We start from the raw sequence: 12,163 nt of genomic DNA, 5'->3' as shown, positions 1-12,163 counted from the left end.
CTCATCGGGACTCTCTTACTTGCCGCGTTACTCGGCCTGCGGCCTCACCCCTTACGGGGCCAGCGCAAGCGCTGTTCAAAACGGTTAACCGTTTTGTCCTGAAACTTGAATTATTTAGGGTATATTAACGATGTTATATCGCAGATTTGCCTGAGGAAAACGTAAATTTGTTATCTGTAACCTGAAAATATTTCATGATGCAGCTTAATCCCTTTTTATTTTGTGGGCTTAATTTGCTTGCAACTCTTATTTATTCAAATAAAGATTGCTGCTTAATTAAAATTATTCTGTCGCTGTAATATATCGTATCCCGGAATGGCGTAGAACTATTCTGCGTGGAAAATCCTTTCTCAGCAGCAGATTGTATGGTGATACGTATTTTATTCCCAGGATTCGCACGCTTTATTATGGCGGCCTTTATCGGGTGAGAAGAAAACAGGCAAGATGAAAAAACAACATAATCTGACCGTAATGCACTGGGGAACCTGGCAGGTCCAGGCCCGTGACGGCAACATTGAGGCGGTGACGCCGGTGCCCTGGGATAAAAATCCCTCACGTATTGGTCAGTCGCTCCCCGATGCAGTCACCAGCAAGACGCGCATTCGCCGTCCGGCGGTGCGCGCGGGCTACCTGCAAAATGGCCCGGCTTCGCGCGAGGGGCGCGGTAAAGAGCCGTTTGTTGAGGTGAGCTGGGAGGTGGCGCTCGATTTACTGGCCCGCGAACTGAATTCGGTCAAAGCGCGCTGCGGCAATGAGGCGATTTTCGGCGGCTCCTACGGCTGGGCCAGCGCCGGCCGTTTTCACCACGCGCAAAGTCAGCTGCACCGCTTCCTCAAGTGCTTCGGCGGCTATACCGCCAGCACCAACACCTACAGCAGCGCGGCGGGCGAGCGCATCCTGCCGCATATTCTCGGGCCGCTGAGCCCGCTGCACCGCCAGCACACCCACTTTTCCGAGCTGGCGCGCGAATGCCAGCTGTTTGTCGCATTCGGCGGCCTGCCGCTGCGTAATGCGCAGGTCAACGGCGGCGGCGCCAACGACCATATGCTGAAATACTGGCTGGAAAAGATGCAGGCGCAGGGGACGCGCTTTATCAATATCAGCCCGGTGCGCAATGACCTGAGCGCCGTGGAGAGCGCCGAGTGGCTTGCGGTTCGTCCGGGAACCGATACCGCGCTGCTGCTGGCGCTCTGTTATGTGCTGATTAATGAATCCCTCTACGACAGCGGTTTTATCGCCAGCCATACCGTGGGTCTCGCGCCCTATCGCGCCTACCTGATGGGGGAGAGCGATGGCGTCGCAAAAACGCCGGAGTGGGCGGCGGCGATAACCGGTATTGAGGCGCAGCGGATTGCCGCGCTGGCGCGCGAGATGGCCAGCCAGCGCACGATGGTCAATATCTCCTGGTCGATTCAGCGGGCGCGCCAGGGCGAGCAGGCCTACTGGGCGACGGTGGCGCTCACCGCGCTGCTGGGGCAAATCGGTACGCCGGGCGGCGGACTGGGGTTTGGCTACGCCTGCACCAATCTGGCGGGGGCGGCGCGTAAGGCCTTTTCCGGGCCGCGCCTTCCCGCCGGAGAGAACGCGGTAAACCAGGTGATTCCGGTGGCGCGCCTTTCCGATATGCTGCTGCATCCGGGCGAGGCATACGAGTTTGACGGCCAGCATCTGCGCTATCCCGACATCCGCCTCGTCTACTGGGCCGGCGGCAACGCGTTTCACCATCATCAGGATATTAACCGCCTGTGTGAAGCCTGGCGGCGGCCGGAAACGGTGGTCGTTCATGAACAGTTCTGGACCGCGCAGGCCAAATTTTCCGATATCGTTCTGCCGGTCACCACGTCGCTGGAGCGGGAAGATATCGGCAGCGGCGGTCACGACGGCTTTATGATCGCCATGAGCGCGCAGATCCCGCCGGTGGGCGAAGCGCGCGATGATTACGCCATCTTCTGCGACCTTGCCGAGCGGCTGGGCTGCGGCGAGCGCTTTAGCGAGGGGCGCGACGCCGGGCAGTGGCTGCGGGAGATCTACGAAGCGTCGCGGCCGCGCGCGCGGGAAGAGGGGATCGCGCTGCCGTCGTTTGATGAATTCTGGCGGCAGGGGGTGCTGGAATACAGCGCGCCGGAGAAACCGCAGGTTTTCCTGGCGGATTTTCGCGCCGACCCGCAGCGCTATCCGCTCTCTACGCCTTCCGGCAAGATCGAACTTTTTTCCGAAACCATCGCCGGGTTTGGCTATCGCGAGTGTCCCGGCCACCCGTGGTGGGATGAGCAGGAGGAGGCCTGGCAGCGGCAGGAGGCGGCGCGCTGGCCGCTGCATCTGCTCTCCAGCCAGCCGCGCACCCGCCTGCACAGCCAGTACGATCACGGCAGCGTGAGCCGGGCGACGAAAATTCGGGGGCGCGAGCCGCTGTGGATGCATCCGCAGGATGCGCAGGCGCGGGGCATCAGCGAAGGCAGCGTGGTCAAGGTCTTTAACGCCCGGGGAGCCATTCTTGCCGGGGTGCACCTCAGCGAGCAGATTTTGCCCGGAGTGGTGCAGATGTCGACCGGCGCCTGGTACGATCCGCTGGATCCGGCTGAAAAGGGGTCTCTGGATAAGCACGGCAATCCCAACGTGTTGACCGAAGATCGCGGCAGCTCGCGGCTGGGGCAGGGCTGCAGCGCCCAAAGCTGCTGGGTGGAGATTGCGCCGTGGCGGGACGCGCTGCCGCCGGTGACCGCTTTCGACCCGCCGATGTTTATTCAGGGTTAGGCGCCCGGTAATTCCCGGCTTACGGAATCAAAGCCCTCCTGGGGCGGATAGCCCGGACAGATGCGCAGCATCGCCTCCGGGAAATTCAGCCACGCTGCGTTCTGCTCCCGGGGGCGGCGCAGGGCGCCTGCCCGGGCTACATGTTCACAGTTGTCTGCAGATCGGTAGCCCGGATAAGGCGCGTTACGCCAGCCGCGGGTAGGCGCTGGCGATATCGTCGCCGGTAAACTGGGCAATCCAGCCTTCCGGGTTGTCGAAGATGCGGATAGCGGTGAAGTTGGGCTCCGAGCCCATATCAAACCAGTGCGGCGTGTGCGCCGGAACGGAAATCAGGTCGTTCTTTTCACAGAGCACCTGGAATACCTCGTCGCCAATATGCAGGCAAAACAGGCCGGCTCCCTCGACGAAGAAGCGCACTTCGTCTTCCCCGTGGGTATGCTCGTTGAGGAATTTTTCCCGCAGCGCCTCTTTCTGCGGATTATCCGCACGCAGGCTGATCACGTCCCAGCTCTGGTAACCCTTCTCAGCCACCAGCTTATCAATCGCATGCTGATAGGCGGCAATAACCGTTTCTGAGGCTGGCGCCGGGCCTAAATCGCGGTCGGCCTGCCAGCGCTCGAAGCGGACGCCTTTGGCGTTGAGCTGCTGCTGGATCTCTTCGGCGTTCGTGCTGTGCCAGAGAGAATTTTGCGGGTCTTTCACGGAAAAAATGGTTAATGCGCTCATGCTGGGATCTGCTCCGGATGAATATCGTCAAAACGCTGAACCTGCGGATGGTGGCTGGCCGGGTCACGGTCGCCGCGCACCAGCTGTAGGGTGCGGAAGCCGGCCTCTTCGGCGGCATCCAGCTCCTGATGGATATCGGACAGGAACAGGATGGCGGCAGGAGGCTGTCCCAGCTGCTCAGCAATATTGCGGTAGGACTGCGCTTCGCGCTTGGCGCCTACCAGGGTATCGAAATAGCCGTTGAACAGATGAGTAATATCACCTTCGTCGCTGTAGCCAAATAACAATTTCTGCGCGGCGACGGAGCCTGAGGAATATACATATAAATCAACGCCCTGTGACTTCCATTTTTCCAGCGACGGCAGGACGTCAGGATACAGGTGGCCGGTGAAGTCGCCATTGACGTAGCCTTCGCGCCAGATAATCCCCTGGAGCGCCTTGAGGGCGGTAGATTTGCGGTCTTCATCCATAAAGGCGAACAGGGTAGCAATAAGCTGCTCGACGCTGGCCGCCGGTTGGGCGATCTCTTCGCGCAGGTTATCGAGAATGGTCTTTACCGGATCGACAAACTGCTGGGCGGTCACGAAGCCGGCCAGGCGTTCGCGAGCGTACGGGAACAGGACGTTGTGGACGAAGCGAATGTCGCTGGTGGTGCCTTCAATATCGGTCACGATAGCGCGGATCATGAGTTCTCCAGAGTGAGCGGTAGGTCGTGCTGACGGTGGCGTTGTGCTGCTCGCTGTTTTCCACTCATAAGCATAAGCGAAATAACATTATCATTTAGACGTCTAAGCGTCTTGATTGCCAAATATTAACATCGTGTTATAGTGGCTTCAACAACAGCATGACAGACGGTACAAAAAGAATGAGCAATAAGCCACTGATTCCTGAGAGTAAACTTCCTTCACTGGGCACCACGATCTTTACCCAAATGAGCGCTCTGGCCCAGCAGCATCAGGCGATTAACCTGTCACAGGGGTTCCCGGATTTCGATGGTCCGCGCTATCTGCAGGAGCGTCTGGCGTATCACGTGGCGCAGGGGGCGAATCAGTACGCGCCGATGACAGGCGTGGCCGCGCTACGCGACGCCATCGTCGATAAAACGGAAGAGCTGTACGGCTATCGTCCCGATGCCAACAGCGACGTGACCGTTACCGCCGGCGCGACGGAAGCGCTGTATGCGGCGATTACCGCGCTGGTACGTTCCGGCGACGAAGTCATTTGCTTTGACCCTAGCTATGATAGCTACGCCCCGGCGATTGAGCTGTCGGGCGGCGTGCTGAAGCGCATTGCTCTCCAGCCGCCGCATTTTCGCGTTGACTGGCAGCAGTTCGCCGCGAGCCTCAGCGACAAAACCCGACTGGTTATCCTCAATACGCCGCACAACCCGTCAGCGACGGTATGGCAGCGGGAAGATTTTGCCGCGCTGTGGCAGGCGATTGCCGATCGTGAAATCTATGTGCTGAGCGATGAGGTTTACGAACATATCTGCTTTGCCGCCGAAGGGCATGCCAGCGTGCTGGCGCATCCGCAGCTGCGCGAGCGGGCGGTGGCGGTCTCTTCGTTTGGCAAGACCTTCCATATGACCGGCTGGAAGGTGGGCTACTGCGTGGCGCCTGCCGCCATTAGCGCCGAGCTGCGTAAAGTGCATCAGTATCTGACTTTTGCCGTCAATACGCCCGCTCAGCTGGCGATTGCCGATATGCTGCGCAGCGAGCCGGAGCACTATCGCCAGCTGCCGGCGTTTTACCGCGAGCGGCGGGACCTGTTTATTGATGCGCTGCGCGCCAGTCGGCTGGACATTTTGCCCTGCGAAGGGACCTACTTCCTGCTGGCGGACTACAGCGCGGTCTCGGATCTGGATGATGTCAGCTTCTGCCGCTGGTTAACCACCGAAATCGGCGTCGCGGCGATTCCGCTATCGGTGTTCTGCGCCGATCCGTTCCCGCATAAGCTGATACGCCTGTGCTTCGCCAAACAGCCAGCCACGCTGCTGGCTGCGGCGGAACGACTGTGTCGTCTGTAGTTATTTAACGGTCCACGCCTGAGAAAATTGACGGTCGCTGAACATCTCCACCAGACCGTTGATTTGCTTCAGGCGCAATACTTCGTCTGAGTCCATCCCTAACTCTTTGCCGATTTTCTCGTCACACCAGCCGAGATGCGCCAGCTCCTGGACGATTTCCGACATCGCATGAATCTGATGACGTCCGCGCGCCCGGTTGTGGCGGATGGTGGCGGCCATCAGCGAATCACGCCTGGGGCTGCTCTTTTCCAGGCAGGTGACGGGAAGGTAGCCTTTCAGTCGTTTCTTCAGCGCCGCTCTGCCGCTCGCCAGCTCATGACGGTGAAAACCGTCGATAATGGAATAGCGCTCCTGATCCTGTTTCACTACCACAACGGGCTGCGTGAAGCCGTCCGTTTCCAGCGAGGTAAACAGCAGGCGTTTTTCCGGTGGCGCAAGATTATTTGGGTTGTAATCATTAGGCAAAACGGCGCCCTGTTTTACCCACAATACGCAGTCAACCGGTTGGGATTTGAAGGGGCTATATTCATGCAGAATCTGGCGAAAGGCGTTAAGCGCAGTAATCTTTTCCTCTTCATCTTCCAGCGATTGCAGATAGCGTTCGAGATCCTGGATTAATTGTCGTTGCATAGTATCCCCCATTGCTGGCGCTTTTTATTCATCCGTTCGCGATAGCGTTTATATTGATTCGCTTTGGTCGGGCTGAAAGAGAGCTGGCGGCACCAGTAATCATTGTTCAACAGAACTTTACAGATGCGCCGCCAGGACGGGACGTCTTTCGAGCCAATATCCGCCGGCTGCGTGTCCGGAATATCTATCATTCCCTTTTTTTGGTACCAGTGAAGATAGACGGCGATTTTATTGCGGTAATGTTCCGCCGTTTTCTCCGGCATGCTGTCGAGTAAAAACAGGGCGTAGCTTTTCCAGGTATGCTGCGCAGGTTTATCCAGCTTTCGATGGCCGTAGAACTGATTATCGTGACCGGCATAAACTCCGCCGCAGTGGACGCCGCTGACGCGATGGCACATGGCGGCCCAGCGTTCAGGCTCCAGCACATGGTAGAGCCACAGCCCCTGGCGCTGCTCCGGGCCAAAGGGTTCGCAGATACGCATATAGCGCAGCGGAACGCCCGCCTGATACATCAGGTTATAGAGCGGGTTGTAGGACAGGCCGCTTTTGCCGAACCAGGTCCAGATATCGGCGGTTTTCCAGTCGTAGATAGGATAGATGTACCACGCGTGTCCGCCCGGCGCGGAGGTGGTCCAGGGTTTATCGTCGGCGAAGCGAAGCTTGCGCTGCGAGGAGATGGTGATAAACCGATTTAACGATTCATCGGCGCGGATGCCGATCATCACCGCCGCGGGGCGGTTTTGCGAAAACCAATCGGCAAATTCGCGAACGAACGTTTCAAAACTCATGCCCGATTGATAAAACGGGAAAAAGCCGGGATCGGTAATCGCGTCCTTTGGCGGTTGTCGCACCCAGGGCGCGCCGGGTTCCCAGCACTGCCATTCGGGATGATATTGGGTCAGAGAATTCTGGGTAGTGAGAGGCAACGCGACCCAGAAAAATTGCTCAATAACGTCGCGATACTCTGCGCGCATCTTTTCACAATGCGCAATGGTGCAAGAGAACTGCGCTTCCCAATCCACAAACAGGACGCAAATCTTTTTGCCTGTACGGCGGGCGTGCTGCGCCGTGAGATGCAGCATGATTGTAGAATCTTTACCGCCAGAAAAAGAGACGCAAACACGGGAGAAGTTTTCCATTACCCATTCTATTCGCTGCTGACTGGCCTGCAGAACGGACTCGGGTAATGGAAGTTTTATAAAAGACACAGCCATTATTCCTTTAATGCTAAAAGATACTGTGTACTTATATCACATTTATTTCTTAATCAAGAGATTACTTATTATTCGTTAATCAAATTAAATGGCATTAACTATTCAATAATTTTATTCTTTTCACATTCGTCGATAAAGTTTGCAAAGTTCGGGTCGTCAAGGTTTACCCGATTGTAAATCATATAAATAGTGATGGAAGGGATCTTAAATGGCGCCTCTATAACCTTAAATTTATTATGGAAACTGATGTGTTCTAAAATACAGGTGGGTACAAACCCAATAATATCAGTTTGCTGAATAACATTAAGGATCGCTATGTATGAATCGCTACGGAACGAAATTTTCCTGTCAGACAGTATGCCGGCCGCCTGGCTTTGAAACGACTTCGTTCCCTGATCGTTGCAAATATAATACGTAAAGCGCTCCTGCAGTATGGCTTTCGTCGTTGTTAGCGATGCCAGCCGAGGATGATTTTCACTACAGACCAGAGAAATGCCCAGCTCCTGAATACGTTTACACACGGTAGCCCGCGATGACAGGGGCGTGGTGCTAAATATCAGGTCGGCTTTACGGTAGGCCAACAGGCTTTCTACCGACTCTCCGGACGCCAGCAGATCGTGATGTTCTACGTGTAAGTTTGAATCATCTAATAACATATGGATCAGGCTGGTTGTTTTTGGGGTAATAAAAAGCTGCGGCGCATAGACAACCAGGCGTTTCTTTAACTCAGAACGATTGGTGAGATAAATAGTTTGTTCTAATTGATTAAGATTTTTTTCAAGATGATGGTGGAGATTAACCCCTACGGTGGTCGGCGTAATTCCTTTACCTGAACGAACGAATAGCGGATCATTCAGCTGGGTGCGTAGCCGCTGAAGCGACTGACTGACGGCGGAGGGCGTAATAAATAGCGTTTCCGCCGCTTTACTGATGCTTAAATGCTGGTAAATACATTCGAAAATAACGAGTAGGTTCAGATCAAATTTCTTAAGATCGTAAAGATTAGCCATTATCAACGTCCTGTTAAGCTGGCGGTAAGGGAAACTGGTGAATATGTATCTGTATTATATTCATTGTATGAATATTTGTTTCTTGTTATTTAATGCAGGCGCCGTCATTAAGTTTATCTAAATATATACTACCGTTGCGTATTCTACCAGATCCTTTTGTGTACCGCTAAAGTCAGGGGAGTGGGTTATTTATAAATACTTACCTTGCCCCGCTTAGCATCTGTAGTTTTTCTTTAACGGGAAGCCTGAACGCTTGTTGAAGTTTATTTGGTTATTCATATTATAAATTACTGATACGTGAGCGGCACTGAGGATGTTCATCAACCGCGGGCGGTAATTAAATTCTTTATTCTCCGGCTTTCGCTGGTCCTGCGGGCAAGTATGGCAAGTGGAAGAGCGGCAGTGGGGGCGTCTGCATCGCGCTAACGCGGGAAACATGTCACAAAGAACGGGCATTTTGACATGGTGATGCTCTGTGAAATCACCGGAAAAGTAGGGGTAGCGGTAAAACCTATCACAGTCATAGGTAACACCTGCCGCCGCGTGGATTGCCCTTTCGTTCAGCGGGTGATGTAATCCCTTAGCTGTTACATTAAGGTGTAGAGCGCAACACATTGCCAGCTACTGGCGCTGAACCTACCTGCGGGTGTTTCAGGTAACGGGGCCGCCTGCGAGGGCGGCCTTTTTACTTTTCAGCGCATATAATGCGAAACGCGGTAGAAGATTGTCATCGCGTTGACAGGTTCACAAAGTTGTCTTGTTCCGGTTGTTAGATAACGCTTATTGATTCGATAATGCAAACGCATTGGTCGAGTCAGGAAAAATTCGTTAACTTAGACCTCAACGAAAACACGGAGGAAGTATAGATGTCCTTAATTAATACCAAAATCAAACCTTTCAAAAACCAGGCGTTCAAAAACGGTGAATTCATCGAAGTTACCGAGAAAGATACTGAAGGCCGCTGGAGCGTCTTCTTCTTCTATCCGGCTGACTTCACCTTCGTTTGCCCGACTGAACTGGGCGATGTGGCAGACCACTACGAAGAACTGCAGAAGCTGGGCGTAGACGTTTACTCCGTCTCTACCGACACTCACTTCACCCACAAAGCGTGGCACAGCAGCTCTGAAACCATCGCGAAAATCAAATACGCGATGATCGGCGACCCGACTGGCGCCCTGACCCGTAACTTCGACAACATGCGTGAAGATGAAGGCCTGGCAGATCGTGCCACCTTCGTTGTTGACCCGCAGGGTATCATCCAGGCTATCGAAGTTACCGCTGAAGGTATCGGCCGCGACGCGTCTGACCTGCTGCGTAAAATCAAAGCAGCTCAGTACGTAGCTTCTCACCCAGGCGAAGTTTGCCCGGCTAAATGGAAAGAAGGTGAAGCGACTCTGGCTCCATCTCTGGACCTGGTCGGTAAAATCTAAATTTCCATCGTCTTTCACGCCAACGCAGCTATGGCGTGAAATACTTGGGAAATTATTTCAGTCATGGGCGCACCGGCGCCCATTTTATTCCAACACCATGATGCAAGCGTATTCAGGCTGCCTGAACGAGGCCGCTTGCATGATGATGTTTTAAGCCCAGGAGATAAAAATGCTCGACACCAACATGAAAACCCAGCTCAAGGCTTATCTTGAGAAGCTGACCAAACCTGTTGAGCTGATTGCCACGCTGGATGACGGCGCTAAATCGGCAGAAATCAGGGAACTGCTGGCTGAAATTGCTGAACTGTCAGATAAAGTCACCTTCAAAGAAGATAACGGCCTGGCGGTGCGTAAGCCGTCATTCCTGATTACCAACCCCGGCTCCAGCCAGGGGCCGCGCTTTGCCGGCTCTCCGCTGGGACATGAATTCACCTCTTTAGTTCTTGCGCTGCTGTGGACCGGCGGTCATCCGTCAAAAGAAGCGCAGACTCTGCTGGAGCAGATCCGCAATATCGACGGTGATTTTGAATTCGAAACCTACTATTCGCTTTCATGCCATAACTGCCCGGACGTGGTTCAGGCGCTGAACCTGATGGCGGTACTGAACCCGCGCATCAAGCACACGGCGATTGACGGCGGAACGTATCAGAATGAAATCACCGAACGCAACGTGATGGGCGTACCGGCGGTATTTATGAACGGTAAGGAATTTGGTCAGGGTCGCATGACGCTGACGGAAATCGTTGCCAAAGTGGATACTGGCGCGGAAAAACGCGCGGCGGAAGAGCTGAATAAACGTGAAGCCTATGATGTCTTAATCGTTGGCTCCGGCCCGTCCGGCGCAGCGGCAGCCGTTTACTCCGCGCGTAAAGGTATTCGTACCGGCCTGATGGGTGAACGCTTTGGCGGCCAGGTGCTGGATACCGTTGATATTGAAAACTATATTTCAGTACCCAAAACGGAAGGCCAGAAACTGGCTGGCGCATTAAAAGCGCACGTCAGCGAATACGATGTTGATGTGATCGATTCTCAGAGCGCCTCCAGACTGATCCCGGCGACGGTTGAAGGCGGCCTGCATCAGGTTGAGACCGCCTCCGGCGCGGTGCTGAAAGCGCGTAGCGTTATCATTGCCACCGGCGCGAAATGGCGTAACATGAACGTGCCGGGTGAGGATCAGTATCGTACCAAGGGCGTGACCTACTGCCCGCACTGCGACGGCCCGCTGTTTAAAGGTAAACGCGTGGCGGTTATCGGCGGCGGTAACTCCGGTGTGGAAGCGGCAATCGATCTGGCAGGCGTTGTTGAACACGTTACTCTGCTGGAGTTCGCGCCGGAAATGAAGGCCGACCAGGTTCTGCAGGATAAAGTCCGCAGCCTGAAAAACGTCGATATCATTCTCAACGCGCAGACCACGGAAGTGGTGGGCGACGGTAGCAAAGTCACTGGCCTGCAGTACCGCGACCGCGTGAGCGGCGATGAGCATCACGTGGCGCTGTCGGGGATCTTCGTGCAGATCGGTCTGCTGCCGAATACCAACTGGCTGGAAGGCGCGATTGAGCGCAACCGCATGGGTGAAATCATCATTGATGCGAAATGTGAAACCAACGTGAAGGGCGTTTTCGCTGCCGGCGACTGCACGACCGTTCCGTACAAACAGATTATTATCGCCACCGGCGAAGGTGCGAAGGCGTCTTTGAGCTCGTTCGATTACCTGATTCGCACTAAGACTGCATAATTCATAATAAAGTAAGACCAAACCTGCACAGCAAAGAGGCTACCCTGGGGTAGCCTCTTTTTTCACCTTACCGCCGCTACCTGACCACCATCACCGGAATATGCGCATGGCGAATCACGCTTGAGGCGTTGGAACCCAGCAGATGGGTGCTGATCGAAGGGTTACGGGAGCCTATCACCACCACATCGGCTTTAATTTCATTGGCCAGTTCATTGACCATATCGCGCACGTTGCCAAAGCGGACGTGCATTTTGATTCGCGACGGGTCAATGCTGAAATGGCCGGCCATCGTTTTCAGGCGCGTTTCTGCTTCATGCTGCAAATGCTCTTCAAAGCGGCGCAGATCGGCGGTAAAACGACTCATCGTGAAGCTTGATGAACCGGGTAGTACGTGGAGAAGATGGATAACCCCGTCCTGCTGGGCTAAAAACTCCGCATGGCGAACGGCTTTATCGCTTAACTCCATTTCAAAGACATCAACGGGCATAATGATGGTTTTATACATATGCATTCCTCCTTGTTCGTCTGCTTTTATATCAACACATTATAGGAAAGTATTGTGCCATTCAGGTCGCAAAATTGTCAGAACGGTACGAGGGCGGCGTAAAAGTTTGTCAAAAGAGAGGAGAAGAGCGAAA

10 protein-coding genes are annotated in these 12,163 nt (G+C 54.5%); 4 read left to right on the top strand and 6 right to left on the bottom strand.

Going from position 1 to position 12,163, the window contains the following annotated elements:
* Positions 1 to 444: 444 nt before the first annotated feature.
* Positions 445 to 2,754 carry a molybdopterin-dependent oxidoreductase gene (locus FQK12_RS07620; RefSeq protein WP_014228383.1) on the top strand — a complete coding sequence of 770 codons (2,310 nt, stop codon included), beginning with the start codon at positions 445 to 447 and terminating at the stop codon, positions 2,752 to 2,754.
* A 183-nt stretch (positions 2,755 to 2,937) separates the two neighbouring features.
* Here FQK12_RS07620 and FQK12_RS07610 read toward each other — a convergent pair whose 3' ends face one another.
* Positions 2,938 to 3,480: a 1,2-dihydroxy-3-keto-5-methylthiopentene dioxygenase gene (locus FQK12_RS07610; RefSeq protein WP_014228384.1), complete on the bottom strand. Its 543-nt coding sequence runs from the start codon at positions 3,478 to 3,480 to the stop codon at positions 2,938 to 2,940.
* Positions 3,477 to 4,166: an acireductone synthase gene (gene mtnC, locus FQK12_RS07605; RefSeq protein WP_014228385.1), complete on the bottom strand. Its 690-nt coding sequence runs from the start codon at positions 4,164 to 4,166 to the stop codon at positions 3,477 to 3,479. The genes FQK12_RS07610 and mtnC overlap by 4 nt, the downstream gene beginning before the upstream one ends.
* A gap of 194 nt (positions 4,167 to 4,360) precedes the next feature.
* Here mtnC and FQK12_RS07600 point away from each other — a divergent pair, with 194 nt between their 5' ends.
* Entirely contained in the window at positions 4,361 to 5,506 is a 1,146-nt protein-coding gene (locus FQK12_RS07600) for a pyridoxal phosphate-dependent aminotransferase (protein ID WP_160742792.1), read from the top strand.
* Here FQK12_RS07600 and FQK12_RS07595 read toward each other — a convergent pair whose 3' ends face one another.
* The 3 genes from FQK12_RS07595 to citR all read right to left on the bottom strand — a co-directional run bounded on the left by FQK12_RS07595 (position 5,507) and on the right by citR (position 8,360).
* Complete coding sequence (locus FQK12_RS07595; RefSeq protein ID WP_014228387.1) at positions 5,507 to 6,136, bottom strand: IbrB-like domain-containing protein; 630 nt, start codon at positions 6,134 to 6,136, stop codon at positions 5,507 to 5,509.
* Positions 6,121 to 7,344 (bottom strand): phosphoadenosine phosphosulfate reductase, encoded by a 1,224-nt coding sequence (locus FQK12_RS07590; RefSeq protein WP_014228388.1) that lies wholly within the window; start codon positions 7,342 to 7,344, stop codon positions 6,121 to 6,123. Before FQK12_RS07590 ends, FQK12_RS07595 begins: the two co-directional genes overlap by 16 nt.
* Before the next feature lie 104 nt (positions 7,345 to 7,448).
* Positions 7,449 to 8,360 (bottom strand): DNA-binding transcriptional repressor CitR, encoded by a 912-nt coding sequence (gene citR / locus FQK12_RS07585; protein ID WP_014228389.1) that lies wholly within the window; start codon positions 8,358 to 8,360, stop codon positions 7,449 to 7,451.
* An 866-nt stretch (positions 8,361 to 9,226) separates the two neighbouring features.
* Here citR and ahpC point away from each other — a divergent pair.
* Entirely contained in the window at positions 9,227 to 9,790 is a 564-nt protein-coding gene (gene ahpC / locus FQK12_RS07580) for an alkyl hydroperoxide reductase subunit C (RefSeq protein WP_002894394.1), read from the top strand.
* 169 nt (positions 9,791 to 9,959) lie between these two features.
* Positions 9,960 to 11,525: an alkyl hydroperoxide reductase subunit F gene (ahpF, locus tag FQK12_RS07570; RefSeq protein WP_004848755.1), complete on the top strand. Its 1,566-nt coding sequence runs from the start codon at positions 9,960 to 9,962 to the stop codon at positions 11,523 to 11,525.
* A gap of 76 nt (positions 11,526 to 11,601) precedes the next feature.
* Here the strand turns inward: ahpF and uspG are convergent, their stop codons facing one another.
* Positions 11,602 to 12,030, bottom strand: coding sequence for a universal stress protein UspG (gene uspG / locus FQK12_RS07565; protein ID WP_004100140.1), 429 nt, complete (start codon positions 12,028 to 12,030; stop codon positions 11,602 to 11,604).
* Between the last annotated feature and the right edge of the window lie 133 nt (positions 12,031 to 12,163).

The organism is Klebsiella sp. ME-303 (assembly GCF_007910085.1).
Taxonomy (GTDB): Bacteria; Pseudomonadota; Gammaproteobacteria; order Enterobacterales; family Enterobacteriaceae; genus Klebsiella; species Klebsiella michiganensis.
This window is presented reverse-complemented; position numbering and strand designations above follow the sequence as displayed.

Bases quoted from the DNA above. Each gene is read 5' to 3' on its own strand.
- ahpF (WP_004848755.1), top strand. From the start codon at position 9,960: ATGCTCGACACCAACATGAAAACCCAGCTCAAGGCTTATCTTGAGAAG.
- FQK12_RS07610 (WP_014228384.1), bottom strand. From the start codon at position 3,480: ATGAGCGCATTAACCATTTTTTCCGTGAAAGACCCGCAAAATTCTCTC.
- ahpC (WP_002894394.1), top strand. From the start codon at position 9,227: ATGTCCTTAATTAATACCAAAATCAAACCTTTCAAAAACCAGGCGTTC.
- FQK12_RS07620 (WP_014228383.1), top strand. From the start codon at position 445: ATGAAAAAACAACATAATCTGACCGTAATGCACTGGGGAACCTGGCAG.
- FQK12_RS07595 (WP_014228387.1), bottom strand. From the start codon at position 6,136: ATGCAACGACAATTAATCCAGGATCTCGAACGCTATCTGCAATCGCTG.
- uspG (WP_004100140.1), bottom strand. From the start codon at position 12,030: ATGTATAAAACCATCATTATGCCCGTTGATGTCTTTGAAATGGAGTTA.
- citR (WP_014228389.1), bottom strand. From the start codon at position 8,360: ATGGCTAATCTTTACGATCTTAAGAAATTTGATCTGAACCTACTCGTT.
- mtnC (WP_014228385.1), bottom strand. From the start codon at position 4,166: ATGATCCGCGCTATCGTGACCGATATTGAAGGCACCACCAGCGACATT.